An 18,041-nucleotide genomic window follows, 5' to 3' on the forward strand; every position below is an offset into this window, starting at 1 on the left:
AATACCGGGCTCCACGGAGCCCGGTTTGCATTGGTAGCCTGAATCAGCCAGCCGACATCAGCTTGCCGAAGAACAGCGTCACGCGCGCCCACTGCTTGTAGACCACGCTGCGCAGTTCGCTCGATCCATGCAACGACATGCCCAGATTGGCGGCTGCCAGCAGCAGTGCGACGCCGACGAGCGTCGGCAGTGCGCTGATCGAATCGGCGAGTGCCAGCGCGACCAGCAGGAACATCAGATGCGCGAGCATATTGCGCACGATGGACCACACATGCAGTCGCGCGAACACCAGCAGCACACCGTAGTCGAACAGCGCCTTCAATACCACGACGACGCCTGCGCCCATGATGCCGAACCAGTGAATCCCGCCCCACAGCGCGGCGGCGAACACCGGCAACTCGAGCCAGCTGACGCCGGCTACGTAAGCGGGGCTGGTCTGCGCCTGAATCAGGATGCCGAGAATGCCCGACTGTCCGCTGAGCCAGACGCCCAGCACGAGCACGCTCGCCACCGGCGCGGCGGCCGCAACGGTCGGCCCGAGCCAGAGCAACAGGAACGGCTTCAGCGCGAACAGCGCGACGATCACGCAGGGCGTGAACGCGCCGTTCAGAAAAGCCAGCGCGCTGTGCGCGAGCGCGTCGGCATCCGCACGCGAAACGGCGGACAGACGCGGAAACAGTGTGCGCACCATCGCGGTCGGCAACAGGTTCAGGCGCGTGATGAGATTCTGCGGCGTCGCGTAATAGGTCACGAAGCGCGCGCCGAGCAGACCGCCGACGAGCACCCGGTCGAGCGTCGAGGCAATCATGCTGGCGCCGGAGAACAGCAGCATCCAGCGTCCGTAGCGGAACAGTTCGGCCATCACGTGCCATTGCGGCATGCGCACGCGGCCAATTCCGATCGCACGAAACGCGGCGGCGCCGAGCAGCAGTCCGCCGATCAGACGCGCGATCACCGCAGCGGGAATCACCACCGCCAGCGACGGCGAGAAGCAGAAGATCGCCGCCAGCGGCAACAGTTGAAACAGCGCGGTGCCGAGCGTCTGGTTGATGTTGAAACTCGTGAAGCGTTCCACTCCGTTGATCGCACCCGCGAACACCCACGACACGTTCGCGATGGGCACGGCAATGGCGATCCACGGCAGGCTCGCCATCACTTCGCGCTGGAAGGCCGGTTCGATCTTCACGCCATGCGTGATGTAGATGACCGTGCCGAGATAGATGAGCAGGCCGCCGACGATGCCGGTGCCCAGATTCATGAACCACGCGCTCCAGAAGATCCGTTCGATCGAGTCGTCGTCGGCGGCGCGCGCCCTGGAAATCTGGTTCTCGGTCGCGAGGCTGGTGCCGAGATCGAGCACGCTGAAATAGCCGATCAACGTCCACACCAGGTTGATCACGCCATAGCGCTCGACGCCCATCAGGTGGATGTAAGCGGGAACGGTGACGAGCGAGACGAAGGTCGGCGCAATCGCGCCGGCGAAATTGATGAAGATGTTCTTGACGATACTTCTTTCCATGGTGCTTTGTCCGGCGGCTGAAGTCAGGCAAGGATGATGTGCGATATTGCCCTGGCGGCCCGCGCGTCTATGTGGTTGGCCGTACAGATAGTCATGATCCGCCAGGGTTAAATCCGGGTCAGAGGCACGGATAGTGCCGCGGCGCGCTATTGCGCCAGACCATCGAACGGGGTTGAACCATGAACGCGCGGCTGATCTCCATCTGCATTCCCACCTGCAATCGGCCGGCCTTGCTCGAACAGGCGCTCGACAGTTGCGCCGCGCAGAACTGGGAAGAACTCGAAATCGTGATCGGCGACGACTCGCGCGACGACAGCGCCGAACAGGTCGTCGCGCGCTTTCGCGAGCGCAGCCGGGTGCCGGTCCGTTATGAACGCAACGTTCCGCGGCTCGGTCAGGCCGCCAATGTGAACCGGCTGTTCGCCCGCGCTCAGGGCGCGCGTCTCGTGCTGCTGCACGACGACGATCTGCTCGACGCTAGCGCGCTGACGCTACTCGACGCGTGCTGGACACGGCATCCCGATCTGACGGCCGCGTTCGGCAAACAGCGCGTGATCGCCGACGACGGCACGCCGCGCGCGCAAGCCACCGAAGCCCTGAACCGCGATTACCGCCGCGTGCCCGAACGGGCCGGCCGCCTGCCGGTTCCGGCGCTGGCCGGCATCGACCAGATGTTCCCCAATAACGGCTTCCTCGTGAACACCGAAGCGGCGCGACGCATTGCGTATCGCAGCGTCGAAGAGGTCGGCGAGGCCTGTGACTTCGACTTCGGTTTGCGGCTTTGCGTGGAAGCGGCGGGTATCTGTTTCGTCGACGAATTCGTTTCGATCTCGCGCGAAACCGCGCAGTCGATTTCGACCGATGCGTTGCCGGCGATGCATGCGTTCGCGCAATTGCAGGCGAGCCGCGTGCCGGGCGCCGCGCAGGCCGCGCGTGACGATGCGTTGCGCCGTGTCGCGCCCCGCGCTGCGTCCGCGTTTGCACGAGCCGGTGAACCGGCGGCTGCATGGCGGGTGTTGCTGTCGAAGCACTATCCCTTGCGCGACCGCCTGCGCGCGCGGTTTCTTTATCACGTGTTGCTTGCGACGCGTTCGACCTTCGCCTTGCGCGCGTCGCACGGCAAATGAGGCATGCGTCCGACGCTTCGTGCGACGCGCTCGACGTGCAGAGCGCGGGTGCTGTGTGGCTGGGCGTACAGAGTCGCGTCGTGGCGTTTGCTGTAATCAATGAAAGCGTCGTCTGGTTCAGGAGCGTAGTGTGAAACCCATTGTTTTCAACGGTCAGTTCGGCTGGTTGCACGAGGCCGCGGGGCCGACCGGTGTCGTCTTGTGCAGTCCCTTCGGTTATGACGCGTTGTGCACGGCGCGCGGCATGCGCAGGCTGGCCGAACGGCTCGCCGCGCGCGGCACCTCGGTGTTGCGCTTCGATTACGCGGGCACCGGCGACTCCGCCGGCGAACTCGGCGATGCCGACGAGCCGGGGCGCTGGCGTGCGTGGATCGACGGCATCAAGCAGGCCGTCGCGCTGCTGCGCGAGCAGACCGGCGTCGAACGGGTGACGCTGTGTGGCTTGCGTCTCGGCGGCATGCTGGCCGCACTCGCGGCCGCGGAACTCGGCGACATCGACGGACTCGTGCTGCTCGCGCCGGTATTGTCCGGGCGGCACTATCAGCGCGAATTGCGCGCGCATTACCGGCAATGGCTGGCGATGCCGGCCGCGATGGATTGCACGCCCGAACCCGAGACCGATGAATTCGTCGAGGCCTACGGTTTCCGCCTCTATCGCGACATGCTGACGAGTCTGCGCGAGGTCGACCTGCAACGCGATGCCGCGCGGCCCGCGCGGCGCGTGCTGGTGCTCGACTCGCTCGACCCGGCGCGAATCGATGCACTGGTCGCGCATTATCGTGCGCAGGGTATCGACGTCGAGCGGCAAGGCTTCGACGAATACGGTCGGTTCATGCTGGAGGCGCTCGATAGCGAGATTCCGCAGGCGGCGTTCCAGTCGATCGAGACCTGGGTGACCGAAGGCGATGCCGGCGCGATGAACGTGGCCGCCGACGCGGCATTGGCTCATGCGCAGTCCGGAGAACGGGCAGCGTCGTATGCGGTGGCGCGCGATGTCGTCGAAGCGCCGGTATGGCTCGACGACGGCAAGCTGTTCGGCATCTATTGCACGCCGGATGCGCGCATCGACGCGGACCGCCCGGCGGTGTTGCTGCTCAACACCGGCGCGGTCTCGCGAATCGGCAACGCGCGTCTGGGCGTGCGCTTCGCGCGCCGTCTCGCGAAACAGGGCATCGCTTCCTTGCGCGTCGATCTGGGCGCGCTCGGCGATAGTTTGCCGTCGCGCGACTCGGCCAGCCTCGACTCGTTGCACTCGCAAACCAGCATCGATCAGGCGGCCGCCGCGGCGCGCTGGCTGAGCGAAGAGGGCCATCGCGGCGCGGTGCTGGTGGGCGTTTGCGCGGGCGCTTATGTCGGACTGCATGCGGCCGCGCGCGAACCGGCGGTCGCCGGTGCCGTGCTGGTCAACCTGCAGCAGTTCGTCTGGCGCGACATCTGCGACGACAACGGCAAGCCGACCGTCTCGCTTGCCGCGTTCGGATCGACGCGTACGTATCTGCGCTCGATGTGTCAGCCGCGCAAATGGCTGCGCGTGCTGAAAGGACAAAGCGGTGGCTGGCCGGTGGCGCGCGAACTGGCGGGACGCTTTGCGGCGCGCATCGGCTCGACTTTGGCGGATCGGGTCGAACGCCTGTGCGGTCTCGAACTCGGGCCGAAAGAAACGCGCCGGCTATTCGCAACGCTGCAGTCGCGCGGCGTGGCGACCAGTCTGTTGTACGGCAAGCTGGATGAAGGCGTGGAGTCGCTCGAGCGCGACTTCGGCGTGCGTGGCGCGCGCTTGCAGCGCTTCGGTAACACGCTGGTGAGTTTTGCCGCGCATACCGATCACGCGATTCTTTCCGGCAGTGCGCAGGAAAACGTGATGTCGCATGTCGAGGACTTCTATCGGGCGTCGTTCAGCGAAATCGGACAGACGTCGGGCGCAGCATTGCGCGCGGCGCCGCGTGTGCGCGGTGTGCAGTGGCTATTCCGGCGGCATCGGGCATCGCGCCTGTCCGAAGAAGGCTGATCGGCGCGGGCTCGATCGCTCGGAAAGCGGATGCAGGCACGCGCGGTGCTCGTTGGCTGAGGCGGGCTCGGCGTGTCGAATTCCTGCGTTGCCGTGCGATGCACGGTTGTTCTCCGAGCCTGCCAATCCACGCAATTTCAGGCGTGCTGCCGTTGTCTCGTGGCCGGGTCGTCCGAAGCGGTATCGGCCAGACAATCTGTTTCCTTACGTGCGTCTTCGCACGAAACAAACACGGCAACACCGTCACGCTTGAGATGCCGTCGCATGGCGACTCCGAACGTCTCGCGTTACAGGAACGAAACGTTTCTTCAGAGGGATAACCCTGTCAGGAGGTTTCCCAACTGGCGCAACGGTTTTGAAGCTAGCAACGTAGCGTAGACAAGCGGTGCATCGATATACCAAGGACAGAGAGGGGCCGCTCGTTCAACCGACGACGCGGGGATGAATACCGCTTCGGGGAGAGTGTCATGGAACAGGCAAACAAAGATCGCTCGCTGGTCAGCAAGGTCATGGACGGGCTCGTCACGGGCATCGTCGAGGAAAAGTACGGCGCGATTCTGCCGCCGCAGGATGTGCTGTCGAAAGAGTTCGACGTCAGCCGTACGGTGATGCGCGAGGCTCTGTCGATGCTGCTTGCGCGCGACATGCTCGACGTGCGTCCGAAAATCGGCACGCGTATCCGCTCGATGAGCGACTGGCGCATGATCGACGAGGACGTCGTCAACTGGCGCTTTCGCGCGAAACCCGATCCGTTGTTCATGCGCGACGTGATCGAATTCCGGCTGCTGATCGAACCGCGCGCTTCCGCGCAGGCGGCCGAGCGCGGTAGCGCCGCGGACGTCGCGGCAATTCGCGAGGCATTCGACATGTTTCGCGTGATCCAGCCCGGCGACGGCGGTTATCAGGAAGCGGACGAGCTGTTTCATAGCCGCATTCTCATCGCGAGCGGCAATCAGTTTTTCAAGCAGATGGCGGCGATCATTCGCGGCGCGCTGTCGACCGCGAATCCGCTCGTCGTGCAGCGCGACGGCTTCTGGGAGAGCGCGGTGAGCTCGCACCTGCACGTGGTCGAAGCGATCGAACGGCGCGATCCCGAGGCGGCCGAGGCGGCGTCGCTCGCGATGATCGCGCTCGCCGCGAGTGAACTGGACGACAGCTTCTCGATCGAGCAAACGGTGCGCGGATAAACCGGACGGCGCACGGCGCTCCCCTCGATGGGCGACGTGCGCGACAATGGCGGCTGTTCGCCACTGCCCGGATTCGAAGCCACGATGACGCTTGCTCCCTCCGCTGTCTCCGCTACCTCCTCCTCACACGACACACGCCCGGACGACCTGGTTCGTTGGGGCGTCGTCGGCACCGGCCGGATTGCCCGCCGTTTTGCCCAAGGGCTCGCGCATGTACCGCATGCGCGAATTCATGCTTCATGGTCGCGCCGTGCGGCTCCCACCCAGGCCTTCGCTGACGGGTTCGGCGGCGAGCCGTGCGCGAGTTTCGACGCGCTGCTCGCGAGCGGCATCGACGCGCTCTACATCGCCACGGTTCAGGACAGTCACGCCGGGTATGCAATCGCCGCGCTGCAAGCCGGCCTGCATGTGCTGTGCGAAAAGCCGGCCACCATCAACCGGGAACAACTCGAACGCGTGATCGAAGCCGCGCGGGTGAACGACCGGCTTTTCATGGAAGCGATGAAGCCGCCGTTTTATCCGCTCTACAGAAAGTTGCGCGCGCATCTTGTCGCCGATCCGATCGGCACCGTCGGTCTCGTGCGCGCGGGCTGTTCGGTGCCCGGCGTGCCGGACGATCATCCGTCGCTGTCGTTCGAGCATGCGGGCGGCGCGCTGCTCGATATCGGCATCTATGAAATGTTTCTGGCGGTCGACTGGCTGGGTGACGTGCGCGAGGTGCAGACGCTCGGGCGGCTCGGCAAGACTGGCGTGGACACGTTCGCGAGCCTGAACAGCCAGCACGAGCAGGGCATCGCGCAACTGTTCTGCGGGCTCGATCTGCACGGCAAGGGCGACGCGCTGCTAATGGCGGGCGCGGGCCACGTGACGATACACGAGCCGTGGTGGAACCCGTCGCGCGCGACGATCCGTTACGCGGACGGCCGCGTGGTCGAACTCGACGAGCCGTTCGAAGGCGGCGGCCTGAACTACGAGACCGCGCATTTCTGCGAGCTGATTCGAACCGGACAGAAAGAAAGTCCGCTAATGCCGCATAGCAAATCCCTGCAGATGATCGCGATGGCGGACGCCGCGCGTCAGGCGCTCGGGTTGAAATTCGCGGGGGAGTAGCGCGCGGGAATTTCGGCGACGGAAGTGGGGTACGCTGTGCGCCCTCGTCGCGGCAGGGTTTCGCATAGCGGTGATACGATCTGCGCCGGCATGCGAGCGGCCATGGCACAACCGGTCGGCCTGTCATGCCGCACATGCCGTAACTGCCGCACATGCCGTAACTGCCGCACATGTCGAATACTTCCCGTAGGAGCCGCTGGCCATGCGCTTGCTCGTAAAACTGTGGCGCGACAACAAGAGCCTCGTCGCGTTCATCCTGCTGATGGTGCTGTTTCGCAGCGCCGTCGCCGACTGGAACGTGGTGCCGAGCGGCTCGATGCTGCCGACCATTCGCGAGGGCGACCGCATCTTCGTCGACAAGATGGCCTACGACCTGCGCGTGCCGCTCACGCATATCGCCATCGCCCATCTGCACGACCCGCAGCGTGGCGACATCGTCACGGTCGACTCGGCCGCCGCGCACGAGTTGATGGTCAAGCGGCTGATCGGCTTGCCCGGCGACCGCGTCGCGATGCGTGACAACGTGTTGTACGTGAACGGTGTGCGCGCCGATTACCAGCCGCTGCAACTCAAGCCTTTACCCGGCGACGCCGCTTCACCCGGTGACTATCTGACCGAACGCTTCGACGGCGTTGCGCACACGGTGCGGCTCGCGCCCGACGCGCCGAGTCCGCGCAATTCGTTCGGCCCGGTGACGGTGCCGCGCGACGAATACCTGATGCTCGGCGACAATCGCGACGACAGCGCCGATTCGCGCTACTTCGGTTTTTTCCCGCGCAAGGAATTGATGGGGCGCACGCGCAATGTTGCGTTTTCGCTCGATCCGCAACGCCACTTCATGCCGCGCTTCGAGCGCTTCGGTGTGGCGCTCGACAGGACGCCGGCGCTCGCCGCCGTTCAGTGACCCGACGGTAAGGCGAGCCGCCGTTCGTACCAGCGTTGCAGCAGTTCGAGCGCCTGGCACAGTACCCAGTACACCGCGGCCGCAGCCAGATAAAGCGGTAGCGGCTGATACGTCGACGCGATGATTTCCTGCGCGCTGCGCAGCAGTTCGGTCACGGTAATCACCGACACCAGCGAGGTGTCCTTGATCAGGCTGATCAAACTGTTCGACAGACTCGGCACCGCAATGCGCAACGCCTGCGGTGCAATGACGTAGCGCAAGGTCTGACGCCGCGACAGTCCGAGGCTATAGGCGGCCAGCCACTGACCCTGATGAATCGCCAGAATCGCGCCGCGCATGCTTTCCGACAGATACGCGGCCACGTTCGCCGACAACGCGATCACACCGGCGGGCGTTGGGTCGAGCGAAATGCCGAAGCTCGGCAAGCCGTAATAGATCACGAAGATCTGCACGAGCAGCGGCGTGCCGCGCATCACGCTCACGTAGACACGCGCGATCCAGTTCAATACGCGGTTGTGGCTGACGCCCATCAGTGCGAGCACGGCGCCGGCCAGCAGGCCGAACAGCATCGACAGAACCGCGAACTTGACCGTCAGGACGGCGCCCTGTGCCAGCACAGGAAGCGATTGGACGAGCAGGGAAGTGGTGGACATGAGCGGATTGAGGTGGTTGGCGCGGCAAAGCGCCCATCATAAGTGCGGGCGTAGGTGTTGGCCATATGCGCTTGCGGGAGCGCTTGCAGTTGCGGTGGCCGCCGCGCTTGCGGCCGCGCTAGCCGCCGCACTTGCAGCCGCGCTTGCAGCCGCACTTGCAGCCGCGCAAATGCACGAAGGGCGGCATCGTCGACGATGCCGCCCTTCGCTGCTTCAGGCGAGACTTACTTGACCGGCTTGCTGACGTCGATACCGAACCATTGGTCCGAAATCTTCGTGAACGTGCCGTCCGCTTCGAGCTGGGTCATCGCGTCGTCGATCGCCTTGGCGAACTTCGGGTTGCCCTTCCTGAACGGAATCCCCGACGGGTTGCCGGCTTCGAGCGTCGCACCCGTGCGCAGCGGCAATTGCGAGTTCTTCAGCAAATACGCGAGCATCAGCCGGTCGTTCAGCGCCGCGTCCAGACGGCCGGCGGCCAGATCGCGCAGATACTCCGGCGCGCCCGGATACGTCTTCACGTCGATGCCCGGCACCGACTTCGCCATATCCATGTAGTTGGTGCCGAGGCCGACGCCGAGCTTCTTGCCCTTCAGATCGTCGAGCGACTTGAACTGGCGCGTGTCGTCCTTACGCTGGATCAGTTGCGCGGCCGAGAACGTGTAGCCCGGCGAGAAATCGAGCGCCTGCTTGCGCGCGTCGGTGATACCGACCTGGTTGACGATCACGTCGAACTTGCCCGCCTGCAGACCGGCGATGATGCCGCTCCACTCGGTCGTGACGAATTCCGGCTTCACGCCGAGTTTGGCGGCGACGGCCTTGGCGATGTCGACGTCGTAGCCGACCAGTTCGCCCGACGGCGCCTTCGAGTTGAACGGCGGGAACGTCCCTTCCAGACCGATGCGCAACGTGCCGCGCTGCTTGACCTGGTCGAGCAGGTCGTCGGCGTGGGCCGAGACGGCCGTCAGCGCGTTGAACGACATGCCGATCACGCCGGCCAGCAGGATTTTCTTCAGCAAACCAGATTTCATTGTTGTTCCTTGTTTGACGGACGGTGGGTCCGCGATTCGACACGCGAGAGCATAGCAATGCGGACTATCGAAACCTAAATACCGTTTGTTTATTTCTATATTCCGCCGACGCGGTCTCGCGAAGCGCGGTCGATCAACGCAGCGCCTGCACGCATTCGGCGACCAGCGCGGGGCCTTTATAGATGAAGCCCGTGTACACCTGAACCAGCGACGCGCCCGCCGCCAGCTTGGCGCGCGCGTCCTCGCCCGAGAAAATGCCGCCCACGCCGATGATCGGCACCGTGTCGCCGACCTCGGCGCGCAGCTTGCGGATCACTTCGTTGGACGCGTCGAAGACCGGTTTGCCCGACAGGCCACCGGCTTCGTCGCCATGCGGCAGACCGGCGACGGCGGTGCGCGAGAGCGTGGTGTTGGTTGCAATCACGCCTTCGAATTTGTGCTTGAGCAGCGTGTCGCCGATCGATTTGATCTGCTCGTCGTCGAGGTCGGGCGCGATCTTGAGCGCGAGCGGCACGAGCTTGCCGTGCAGGTCGGCCAGACGCTGCTGCTTGTCCTTGAGCGCCGCGAGCAGCGCGTCGAGTTCGTCGGCGCCTTGCAGCTGACGCAGGTTCTTCGTATTCGGCGACGAGATATTGACCGTCACGTAGCCCGCGAACGGATACACGCGTTCGAGGCAGTACAGATAGTCGTCGGCGGCGCGTTCTATCGGCGTGTCGGCGTTCTTGCCGATGTTCAGCCCGAGTACGCCGCGATAGCGCGCGGCCTGCACGTTTTTCACGAACTGGTCGACGCCGGCGTTGTTGAAACCCAGCCGGTTGATGATGCCGTTTGCCTGCGGCAGGCGGAACATGCGCGGGCGCGGATTGCCCGGCTGTGCGCGCGGCGTGACCGTGCCCACTTCGATGAAGCCGAAACCTAGCGCGGCCAGCCCGTCGATGCAGGCGCCGTCCTTGTCGAGGCCGGCGGCGAGCCCGACCGGATTACGGAATGTCAGCCCCATCACCGTACGCGGCGAGTCGGGCACCCGCGGCGCAAGCGCCCCGGCGAGGCCGGTGCGGCCGGCGGCGCCGATCACGCGCAGAGTCAGGTGGTGAGCCTCTTCCGCATCCATGCGGAAGAGTTGGGCGCGTACGAGCGGGTAGAGGGAGCTGAACACGAGGCGAAGCCGGGCGGCCGGAAAATTGGTAACCCGGCATTTTAACGGCTTTGGCGGCTTTAATGAGACCGGCTTGCGGAGCGTGCGCGTTTCTGAACGTCAGGGCCTCAGCGGCCCGCGTTTGCCGTGAATCGCGGCTTCGACGGGGGGCAGTTCCGGGCCGTGCGGATCGAGCGCCTGCCAGTTGCCGTCGATCAACCCTTCGAGCGGCTGGAAATTCGCCTTGTACGCCATCTTCGGGCTCTCGCGAATCCAGTAGCCGAGGTAGACGTACGGCAGTCGCAGGCTGCGCGCCTGTTCGATCTGCCAGTAGATGTTGTAGGTGCCGAAGCTGGTGTGCGGGAGTCCCGGCTCGAAGAAGGTGTACACGGACGAAAGCCCGTCGCCGAGAATGTCGATCATGCTGATCATCCGCAAGATGCCGGGCGCTTCGGGATGACCGGGCAAGGGTTCGCGGAATTCGACCAGCCGCGAGTTGATCCGGCTTTGCAGCAGAAACTGTTCGTACTGGTCGCGACTGTCGCGGTCCATGCCGCCGCCGGCATGCCGGGCCGACTGATAACGCATGTAAAGCGCGTAATGCTCTTCGTCGTAATGGAGTGGTGCGACGGTGGCGACCATGTCGCCCTGCTTCTTCCAGATGCGTCGCTGCGTGCGGTTGGGCTCGAAACGGTCGACCGGCACTCGCACGGGAACGCAGGCGCGGCAGCCGTCGCAGTACGGGCGGTAGGTGAACACGCCCGAGCGCCGGAAGCCGGCTTTGACGAGGTCGGTATAGACGTCGGAGTTGATCAGGTGACTGGGCGTCGCGACTTGCGAGCGCGCGATGCGTCCGTCGAGATAACTGCAGGGGTAAGGCGCAGTTGCGTAAAACTGCAGCGCCGACAGCGGTGAAAGAGGCAGCTCGTTGGGATGAGTCACGTTGGCAGCTCTCGAAGCATCTCTGGTAGTGCAAACCCGGCGCCTCGGGCGGTGACCCGCGGCTCTTTCAGTGGCTGGATGAACAGTGGCTAAACAGACATGAATGAAACCGGGTTCGGCCTGATTCTTTCTACGCCGCTCGCGCGACCATATCGAGCAGCACGGACTTGTCGAAGTGCCAGGGAATCGGCGGGGCATCGACCGATGCGCGAACGTGTGCGACGAACGTCTTGCGCGCTATCTCGCGACCGCCCAGCGACGCCAGATGCGACGTATTCTGCTGGCAGTCTATCATTTCTATTTCATGACGTCGCAAGTGTCCGACCAGTGCGGAGAGTGCCATTTTCGAGGCATCCGTGACATCGGCGAACATCGATTCACCGAAGAACATCTTGCCGAACGACACACCGTATAAACCACCCACACGCTCGCCTTCGAACCACGTTTCGATGCTGTGCGCATCGCCGTTACGATGCAGCGACGAATACGCTTCGATTACGTCGGCGGTGATCCACGTGCCGCGCTGTCCTTGTCGCGGCGCTTGTGCGCAGGCGCGCATCACGGCGGCGAAATCATGGTCGACGCGGATTTCCCACGCGTCGTCGCGCAGCACCCGCTTGAGCGTTTTGCGCAGCGAGGGCGACACTTTGAATTCGGCGGGATAAAGCACCATGCGTGGATCGGGGCTCCACCACAACACCGGCTGGCCGTCCGAGTACCACGGGAAAATGCCGCGCCGGTAGGCTTCGATCAGGCGTTGCGGAACCAGCTCGCCGCTGGCCGCGAGTAGACCCGCCGCACCGCTTGCCGCACCGAGTGCGCGCTGAACGGGTGGAAACGGATCGTTGGGTCCGAGCCAGGGAACCATGCGCGCCGCTCAGCCTTCACGCAGCGAGCGGAAGATATCGCCGGTGTGGAGACCGAAGCTGCCGGCCGCGCGGTCGGCGAAAAAGAAGCGCAGGGTTTGGCCGACGGTGGGGAAGGCAATCTCGTCCCACGGAATTTCGTGTTCTTCGAACAGCTTCACTTCGAGACTTTCTTCGCCGGCTGCAATGTCGAGATCGAGCAGACGCGCCATGTAGAAGAGATGAACCTGATGCACGTGCGGCACGTTCAGCAGCGAGTACAGGCTTTGCACTTCGACGCGCGCGCCGGCTTCTTCGAGTGTTTCGCGCGATGCTGCTTCGGCCGTGGTCTCGCCCATTTCCATGAAGCCCGCGGGCAGTGTCCAGTAGCCGTAACGCGGCTCGATGGCGCGGCGGCATAGCAGGACTTTGTCGTCCCAGACGGGAACGGTGCCGACCACGTTGCGCGGATTCTGATAGTGGATCGTGCCGCAACTGCCGCAGACGAAACGCTCGCGATTGTCACCCGGCGGAATGCTCAGGCTGACCCCGTGACCGCAGACAGAACAGAATTTCATAGGAAGGGGACGAGAAAGGGTGATGGGAGTTTATCACTGGGGCGCGGGTTTTCTGCGCACGCGCTGGAGGGATTCGCAGGCGATTGGCGGGATGCTCGTGACGAGCGGGTGACGCAGGGCGGGGAGAAGAAGAGGGGATGCTGGGCGATGACGAAAGGCCGGTGCAACGTTTAACGAGAACCCGCGCCGCAAACAAAAAAGGCCTGCCGGTTGGGCAAGCCTTCAATACGTTTCTTGGTTGCGGGGGTAGGATTTGAACCTACGACCTTCGGGTTATGAGCCCGACGAGCTGCCAGACTGCTCCACCCCGCGTCCGTCGAAGAAAAGAGTATAGCGTAACGCGAAAGCCAACGCAATAGCCCAGTAAGAATCTACTTCAAGTGCGATTCTGTTCGAATGAGAGGAATGAGAGGACATGCATTCGCGACAGGCTAAAATTCCACGTCTCTCTGGCGCGGGCCGCTTTACATCTTCGCTTTGCAACTTCGTTTTGCCTCGCCGCCTTCACTCACTCCTCGCATCGAACTCCATGGATATCGCTCACGACCTGCAGGTAATTGCCGCTCAGGAACATACGCTGGTGTTCCCTCACTTCGACGCCGACCGCGCCTGGCAACTCGGCGCCTATCTGCACGAGGTCGCGAAGGCGCGCGGGATTGCTGCCGCCATCGACGTGCGTACGTTCGGCCAACCGCTGTTCTTCAGTCTGCTCGACGGCGCCACGCCGGACAACGTCGACTGGGCACGCCGCAAGGGCAACACGGTCGCGCATTTCCGGCGCAGTTCGTACGCCATCGGTCTGAAAATGCAGCAGGCGCACAGCACGCTCGCCGAGAAGCACGGCTTGCCGGCGACCGAATACGCCTCGCACGGCGGCGCGTTTCCGTTGACGGTGACAGGCGCCGGCGTGATCGGTTCGATTACCGTATCGGGCCTGCCGCAACGCGCGGATCACGAACTGGTGGTCGAAGCACTGTGCGCGCATCTCGGCCACGACTACAGCTTGCTCGCGCTTGCGAAGGCTTGAGTCGATGCGTTTGCCTCCTTATGCCATCCTGTCGATCGCGATCGTCGCCGAAGTGATTGCGACTTCCGCGATGCGTGCTTCCGAAGGGTTCTCTCGTTTGCTGCCGTCTGTCGTCGTGGTGCTGGGTTACGGCGTGGCTTTTTATTGCCTGTCCTTGACGCTCAAAAGCATTCCGGTCGGGATCGTCTACGCCATATGGTCGGGCGCGGGCATCGTGCTGATCACGCTGGTCGCGCTCGTGTTGTACAAGCAGGTGCCCGACTTGCCGGCCATCATCGGGCTCGGGTTGATCATTGCCGGCGTGGCCGTGCTGAATATCTTTTCGAAGATGCAGGCGCACTGACCTGCTGATTCACTGATCCGCGTTATTTGCAGCGCACGATCATCGAGCGGTTCTTGACGTTGGCCGAGACGACGTTCGTGACGCTGCCGCCGGTGGTGCCGCCTTCGTCGTTGTCTTTCGACACGATGTCATAGCCGGTCGCGCCGCACGCTTTGCCGGCCTGCACATAACACGATGCCCAACTCGAGGCCGCATCGGCTCCGCTGCAGTTCACAGCGAAGCCGGTCTGGCCGTTCGGCAGATTGATCAACGACGTGGTGTTCGACGACGCGCAGCCGCTCAGGATCGAGCCGAGGCCCAGCAGAAGGGCAGCGGCCAACGCCGCGGAGAATGCGCCGCGGCGCGATTGCGTCATGGAATGCATCGTGATGTTTCCTTTCAAATTGATGATCCGGTCGCGCGAGGTTCACTGGAAAGCGCGCACCGCCGGCTAGGACACGTCGATCGTAATGCCGGCCGCGTTGACCTGCCGGCGGCTTTCTTCGCCGCTTTCGGTGGCCGCGTCTTCCCAGATGCTGATGGCTTTCGGAATGTCGATGCCGTGGCTTTCCGCATAAGCGAACCAGCGGTTCGCGGCGTCCGGCTCAGGCAATTCGTGGCTTTGCAGAAAATATTTTCCCATATCACGCTCCCCGTATTCGAAATGACGTCATTGCGTTAGCACGGTTCGTGCCGATCGCGCATGGATCGACCCATGCCTGGACTTACGCTTCGACCCACGCTTCGACCTTCGCAGGCCTGAAACGTGCGGGCGCGCGATCCTGCTTGTGCTTGCACGTCGAACTTATTCGCGCGCCGGGCGCCTTACTAACTCGCTTGCTGCGAACGTGTCGCTGTGCGGACTCACGTAGAGGGAAGCACACCGGAACACGCGCTCGAGCGTCTATAAATGCACGGGCCACGTCCCGCATCGAATGCAACCAGGGAGAATGAATATGGCTGAACGGGTCAGCGGTCCTTATCGCGGCTATTACATCAGCGCGGCTGCGCGCCTCGTGCCAGCAGTCGACGGCGCCACCGCCACGGAGTCGACGGGCGGCACGTACGTCGGCTCCGTGAGTCTCGCGGAGCACGGTCCCGACGATCCGCGCCGGATAGAAACCTTGATCGACCTCGGCGACGAGCAGCGTTTCGGCAGCGAAGACGAAGCGCTCGCCTTCGTCGAACAGGCCGGCCGCGACTACGTGGACCGTCTGCTAGGAGGTCGTTGATGGCGGTCCGTGCGACGGCGAAGCCGGCACCCGCCGCAGGCTGGACCGAGGTCCAGCCGCGCGAGTACCATACCGGGGTTGTCGCGGGCCGCCCGGTGCCGACCGGGACCGGCCTCGCGCCGGAACCTTCTGATGAGGCGACCATGGACATCCGGTTTCCCGCGGACGCGCCTGCCTACCGCGATTCCAACCTCACCGTCGTGTTTCCCGCGCTGGTGGACGGCGAACCCGTTCCCTGCGCGATTTCGGTCGAAGCGCTCGAAGATCACTTCGGCGTTCATTCCACGGACCCGGAAGGCTGGATACGCGCCTTCGATGCCGGCCGTCCACACATCGAGGCCGTGGCCCGCGAGCATCTGCAGATTGGGCGGGGCTCGCCGGTGCTGCTCAAGAGCGGACATTTTCCGCCGGGGAATGTCGAAACCGATGGAGCGAGCCACGGCGGCCACCAGGTCGGCAACTAGCTCGCCACTAAGCAGGCAACCGAGCCAGATCGCGGGCCGCCTCGAAGCTTTGCCGGATGCCTTGCTCGTACGAAGTCTTCCCGATCGGCCCGAGCAGGGCGCTAAGCGCCGAATCGTCGAGCACGACGGGCTCGGACAACAGGTAATTCATCTCCACCATTTCCCGCATCAACGGATTGAACAGGCCGAACAGGCGCAACAGCGTCTTGCCGGCCACCGTCAGTTTCGGCGGGCGGCCTGCCAGCGCGTAAGCCTGGCGTGCGATTTCCCGCTGTGTGATGGTTCCCGTGCCCGCCAGATGCCACCAGCGGCCATACGCTGCGGGCGTGCGCGTCAACGCTTCGACCACGGGGCCGACATCGGGCAGATAGACGAATTCGTGCGGGACATCCACCGGACCGACCATCTGCGCGCGCTTGCCGCTGGCCGCACCTTCGAATACGCCGTTTAGCAGACTGCGCTCGACGCCGGGGCCGTAAAAGTCCGGCAGACGCAGCACCAGCGTCGACAAGCCGTGATGTCCGTGCGCGGCCAGCACCAGGTTTTCCTGTGCGAGCCGCATCTTTCCTTTGAACGTATGCGGTTCCCGCGGATGGTTTTCGCCGATGGGGTTCCCGTGCGCGCGGCCATACGGATAGACCGTGCCGATCAAAATGAAGCGCTCGACCCCCGCGGCGATCACACCGGCGAGCGTCTTTTCCATCAGCGGCGGGTGCTCGGCGAATTTGTCGTAGGGCACGCCGACCAGATAGACCACTGTCTGCAGACCGGCCGCCGCGTCACGGATCGACGCGGGGTCTTGCGGATTCCACACCACGATTTCCGCATGCGGATCGTGTCCGAATGCCGCTTCGAGCGCGTCGTACGAGCGTCCGATCACCCGGTAATCGCGGCCCGCCGCGCTGAGCGCCGCACCGATGACCCGTCCCGCCGCACCCGCGGCACCCAGTAACCCAACCTTTCCCAAGCCTTGCATGACGACTCCCAATGGTGGCAGGACGCGCATCGTGCGCAGCCTCGCTGATTCATGAAAATTTAATAAACAGTGTTCAGTGAACGGTGTTCAGTTTAAATTGACTTTTCAGTTTGTCAACCGGAGAATGGCGGCCATGGGAATCCCGGAACGAAAGACTCGCCAGAAAGAGGCGCTGCGTGAGCGCATCCTCGATGCGTCGCGGCGCATCGTCATGCGTGAGGGTTTTGCGGCCTTGTCCATGCGCAAGATTGCCGACGCCATCGAATATTCGCCCGCCACGCTCTATCTGCATTTCGCGAGCCGCGACGAGATTGCCCGGGCGTTGTGCGAGGAAGGCTTCGCGCAATTGCTGGCGAGCTTCGTGCCGCTCGCGCAAATCGTCGATCCGGCCGAGCGGCTCAAAGCGCTGGGCCGCGCTTACGTGGCGTTCGGCGTTGCGCATCCCGAGACTTACCGGCTCATCTTCATGGAAGACCCGAGCTATACCGGCGCCGCGCTCGGTGCGGCGCCATCGACGGAAACGGGTGACGGAGCGATCGCCACGAACGGCGATGCCGACGCCGCCGTGCTGCATATGATGGTCGGCGCCCTCGACGAACTCAAAGCGGCGGGGCGTCTGGCCGAAGCGGTCGACACCACGGTCTGGGTCGAAGCATTCTGGGCGACCTTGCATGGCATCGCTGCGCTCAATCTGGCGTGCCCGGTGTTTCCCACGGTATCGCTCGACGCAGTGGTGGAGATGGCCCTCGACACGTGGCTCGGTGCGACGGCCACGCGGTTGCCAGGTGAGGCGAGCGCGCCACCGGCCCGCAAGAAGGCAGCGAAAGCGGCGGGCGAAGAACCTGAAAAATGAGTGGGCGCCGGGTCGACCCATGAATTGACCGCCCTCCGACTCGGCCCACGAGTGCGCCGACAACTGCCGCTCACACCCGCCCGCCATCCGCCCCCAACGCGTGATAACGTTCACCTCCTGTTCAATCTAGC

General features: G+C 64.0%; 20 protein-coding genes and 1 tRNA gene. 10 read left to right on the plus strand and 11 right to left on the minus strand.

All coding sequences use genetic code 11. The annotated features are described in order from the left end of the window. Positions 1 to 43: 43 nt before the first annotated feature. Positions 44 to 1,519 (minus strand): oligosaccharide flippase family protein, encoded by a 1,476-nt coding sequence (locus FQ746_RS31035; RefSeq protein WP_144113638.1) that lies wholly within the window; start codon positions 1,517 to 1,519, stop codon positions 44 to 46. Positions 1,520 to 1,698: 179 nt separating this feature from the next. Between FQ746_RS31035 and FQ746_RS31040 the strand changes: the two genes are divergently transcribed. The 5 genes from FQ746_RS31040 to lepB all read left to right on the plus strand — a co-directional run bounded on the left by FQ746_RS31040 (position 1,699) and on the right by lepB (position 7,855). Beyond that, positions 1,699 to 2,646 carry a glycosyltransferase family 2 protein gene (locus FQ746_RS31040; protein ID WP_144113639.1) on the plus strand — a complete coding sequence of 316 codons (948 nt, stop codon included), beginning with the start codon at positions 1,699 to 1,701 and terminating at the stop codon, positions 2,644 to 2,646. Between the two features lie 130 nt (positions 2,647 to 2,776). Beyond that, positions 2,777 to 4,654: a serine aminopeptidase domain-containing protein gene (locus tag FQ746_RS31045; protein ID WP_144113640.1), complete on the plus strand. Its 1,878-nt coding sequence runs from the start codon at positions 2,777 to 2,779 to the stop codon at positions 4,652 to 4,654. Between the two features lie 467 nt (positions 4,655 to 5,121). Then, a complete protein-coding gene (locus tag FQ746_RS31050; RefSeq protein ID WP_144113641.1) occupies positions 5,122 to 5,841 on the plus strand; it encodes a FadR/GntR family transcriptional regulator in 720 nt (239 codons plus the stop codon). A gap of 84 nt (positions 5,842 to 5,925) precedes the next feature. Further along, positions 5,926 to 6,951 (plus strand): Gfo/Idh/MocA family protein, encoded by a 1,026-nt coding sequence (locus FQ746_RS31055; RefSeq protein WP_144113642.1) that lies wholly within the window; start codon positions 5,926 to 5,928, stop codon positions 6,949 to 6,951. Between the two features lie 202 nt (positions 6,952 to 7,153). Then, a complete protein-coding gene (gene lepB / locus FQ746_RS31060) occupies positions 7,154 to 7,855 on the plus strand; it encodes a signal peptidase I (protein WP_144113643.1) in 702 nt (233 codons plus the stop codon). Here lepB and FQ746_RS31065 read toward each other — a convergent pair. From FQ746_RS31065 to FQ746_RS31095, 7 genes are all read right to left on the minus strand, one after another. After that, positions 7,849 to 8,508: an amino acid ABC transporter permease gene (locus FQ746_RS31065; RefSeq protein WP_144113644.1), complete on the minus strand. Its 660-nt coding sequence runs from the start codon at positions 8,506 to 8,508 to the stop codon at positions 7,849 to 7,851. The genes lepB and FQ746_RS31065 overlap by 7 nt on opposite strands. A 224-nt stretch (positions 8,509 to 8,732) precedes the next feature. Further along, the gene (locus FQ746_RS31070) at positions 8,733 to 9,536 is read right to left on the minus strand and encodes a cystine ABC transporter substrate-binding protein (protein ID WP_144113645.1); all 804 of its coding nucleotides are present in this window, start codon (positions 9,534 to 9,536) and stop codon (positions 8,733 to 8,735) included. A gap of 133 nt (positions 9,537 to 9,669) precedes the next feature. Beyond that, complete coding sequence (locus FQ746_RS31075; protein WP_144113646.1) at positions 9,670 to 10,692, minus strand: quinone-dependent dihydroorotate dehydrogenase; 1,023 nt, start codon at positions 10,690 to 10,692, stop codon at positions 9,670 to 9,672. 99 nt (positions 10,693 to 10,791) lie between these two features. Beyond that, positions 10,792 to 11,613, minus strand: a complete 822-nt coding sequence (locus tag FQ746_RS31080) for an arginyltransferase (RefSeq protein WP_144113647.1) — start codon at positions 11,611 to 11,613, stop codon at positions 10,792 to 10,794. A 130-nt stretch (positions 11,614 to 11,743) separates the two neighbouring features. Further along, positions 11,744 to 12,481: a leucyl/phenylalanyl-tRNA--protein transferase gene (gene aat, locus FQ746_RS31085; protein WP_144113648.1), complete on the minus strand. Its 738-nt coding sequence runs from the start codon at positions 12,479 to 12,481 to the stop codon at positions 11,744 to 11,746. A 9-nt stretch (positions 12,482 to 12,490) separates the two neighbouring features. Further along, the gene (locus FQ746_RS31090; protein ID WP_144113649.1) at positions 12,491 to 13,036 is read right to left on the minus strand and encodes an NUDIX hydrolase; all 546 of its coding nucleotides are present in this window, start codon (positions 13,034 to 13,036) and stop codon (positions 12,491 to 12,493) included. A gap of 235 nt (positions 13,037 to 13,271) precedes the next feature. Next, a tRNA-Met gene (locus tag FQ746_RS31095) sits at positions 13,272 to 13,348 on the minus strand. 217 nt (positions 13,349 to 13,565) lie between these two features. On the opposite strand from FQ746_RS31095, the gene FQ746_RS31100 reads away from it, so the two are divergent. Then, positions 13,566 to 14,063 (plus strand): heme-degrading domain-containing protein, encoded by a 498-nt coding sequence (locus tag FQ746_RS31100; RefSeq protein WP_144113650.1) that lies wholly within the window; start codon positions 13,566 to 13,568, stop codon positions 14,061 to 14,063. A gap of 10 nt (positions 14,064 to 14,073) precedes the next feature. After that, positions 14,074 to 14,406 (plus strand): DMT family transporter, encoded by a 333-nt coding sequence (locus tag FQ746_RS31105; protein ID WP_409932453.1) that lies wholly within the window; start codon positions 14,074 to 14,076, stop codon positions 14,404 to 14,406. Between the two features lie 22 nt (positions 14,407 to 14,428). Here FQ746_RS31105 and FQ746_RS31110 read toward each other — a convergent pair whose 3' ends face one another. Both FQ746_RS31110 and FQ746_RS31115 read right to left on the minus strand, forming a co-directional pair. Next, positions 14,429 to 14,770, minus strand: a complete 342-nt coding sequence (locus tag FQ746_RS31110) for a hypothetical protein (protein ID WP_144113652.1) — start codon at positions 14,768 to 14,770, stop codon at positions 14,429 to 14,431. 66 nt (positions 14,771 to 14,836) lie between these two features. Beyond that, complete coding sequence (locus FQ746_RS31115; protein WP_144113653.1) at positions 14,837 to 15,028, minus strand: hypothetical protein; 192 nt, start codon at positions 15,026 to 15,028, stop codon at positions 14,837 to 14,839. A 313-nt stretch (positions 15,029 to 15,341) separates the two neighbouring features. On the opposite strand from FQ746_RS31115, the gene FQ746_RS31120 reads away from it, so the two are divergent. Then, entirely contained in the window at positions 15,342 to 15,617 is a 276-nt protein-coding gene (locus FQ746_RS31120; protein ID WP_144113654.1) for a hypothetical protein, read from the plus strand. Further along, complete coding sequence (locus tag FQ746_RS31125) at positions 15,617 to 16,081, plus strand: DUF1488 domain-containing protein (protein WP_260854230.1); 465 nt, start codon at positions 15,617 to 15,619, stop codon at positions 16,079 to 16,081. The genes FQ746_RS31120 and FQ746_RS31125 overlap by 1 nt, the downstream gene beginning before the upstream one ends. 7 nt (positions 16,082 to 16,088) lie before the next feature. On the opposite strand, the gene FQ746_RS31130 is transcribed toward FQ746_RS31125, so the two are convergent. After that, complete coding sequence (locus tag FQ746_RS31130; protein ID WP_144113655.1) at positions 16,089 to 17,057, minus strand: NAD-dependent epimerase/dehydratase family protein; 969 nt, start codon at positions 17,055 to 17,057, stop codon at positions 16,089 to 16,091. A 133-nt stretch (positions 17,058 to 17,190) separates the two neighbouring features. Between FQ746_RS31130 and FQ746_RS31135 the strand changes: the two genes are divergently transcribed. Further along, the gene (locus tag FQ746_RS31135) at positions 17,191 to 17,910 is read left to right on the plus strand and encodes a TetR/AcrR family transcriptional regulator (protein WP_144113656.1); all 720 of its coding nucleotides are present in this window, start codon (positions 17,191 to 17,193) and stop codon (positions 17,908 to 17,910) included. Positions 17,911 to 18,041: the final 131 nt, after the last annotated feature.

It is taken from the genome of Paraburkholderia sp. BCC1886 (genome assembly GCF_900996245.1).
In the GTDB taxonomy this organism is placed as follows: domain Bacteria; phylum Pseudomonadota; class Gammaproteobacteria; order Burkholderiales; family Burkholderiaceae; genus Paraburkholderia.

Excerpts from the sequence above, each read along its gene's own strand:
- FQ746_RS31120 (WP_144113654.1), top strand. The coding sequence starts at position 15,342 with ATGGCTGAACGGGTCAGCGGTCCTTATCGCGGCTATTACATCAGCGCG.
- FQ746_RS31115 (WP_144113653.1), bottom strand. The coding sequence starts at position 15,028 with ATGGGAAAATATTTTCTGCAAAGCCACGAATTGCCTGAGCCGGACGCC.
- FQ746_RS31035 (WP_144113638.1), bottom strand. The coding sequence starts at position 1,519 with ATGGAAAGAAGTATCGTCAAGAACATCTTCATCAATTTCGCCGGCGCG.
- FQ746_RS31040 (WP_144113639.1), top strand. The coding sequence starts at position 1,699 with ATGAACGCGCGGCTGATCTCCATCTGCATTCCCACCTGCAATCGGCCG.
- FQ746_RS31070 (WP_144113645.1), bottom strand. The coding sequence starts at position 9,536 with ATGAAATCTGGTTTGCTGAAGAAAATCCTGCTGGCCGGCGTGATCGGC.
- FQ746_RS31090 (WP_144113649.1), bottom strand. The coding sequence starts at position 13,036 with ATGAAATTCTGTTCTGTCTGCGGTCACGGGGTCAGCCTGAGCATTCCG.
- FQ746_RS31110 (WP_144113652.1), bottom strand. The coding sequence starts at position 14,770 with ATGCATTCCATGACGCAATCGCGCCGCGGCGCATTCTCCGCGGCGTTG.
- aat (WP_144113648.1), bottom strand. The coding sequence starts at position 12,481 with ATGGTTCCCTGGCTCGGACCCAACGATCCGTTTCCACCCGTTCAGCGC.
- FQ746_RS31125 (WP_260854230.1), top strand. The coding sequence starts at position 15,617 with ATGGCGGTCCGTGCGACGGCGAAGCCGGCACCCGCCGCAGGCTGGACC.
- lepB (WP_144113643.1), top strand. The coding sequence starts at position 7,154 with ATGCGCTTGCTCGTAAAACTGTGGCGCGACAACAAGAGCCTCGTCGCG.
- FQ746_RS31050 (WP_144113641.1), top strand. The coding sequence starts at position 5,122 with ATGGAACAGGCAAACAAAGATCGCTCGCTGGTCAGCAAGGTCATGGAC.
- FQ746_RS31135 (WP_144113656.1), top strand. The coding sequence starts at position 17,191 with ATGGGAATCCCGGAACGAAAGACTCGCCAGAAAGAGGCGCTGCGTGAG.
- FQ746_RS31100 (WP_144113650.1), top strand. The coding sequence starts at position 13,566 with ATGGATATCGCTCACGACCTGCAGGTAATTGCCGCTCAGGAACATACG.
- FQ746_RS31130 (WP_144113655.1), bottom strand. The coding sequence starts at position 17,057 with ATGCAAGGCTTGGGAAAGGTTGGGTTACTGGGTGCCGCGGGTGCGGCG.
- FQ746_RS31065 (WP_144113644.1), bottom strand. The coding sequence starts at position 8,508 with ATGTCCACCACTTCCCTGCTCGTCCAATCGCTTCCTGTGCTGGCACAG.
- FQ746_RS31055 (WP_144113642.1), top strand. The coding sequence starts at position 5,926 with ATGACGCTTGCTCCCTCCGCTGTCTCCGCTACCTCCTCCTCACACGAC.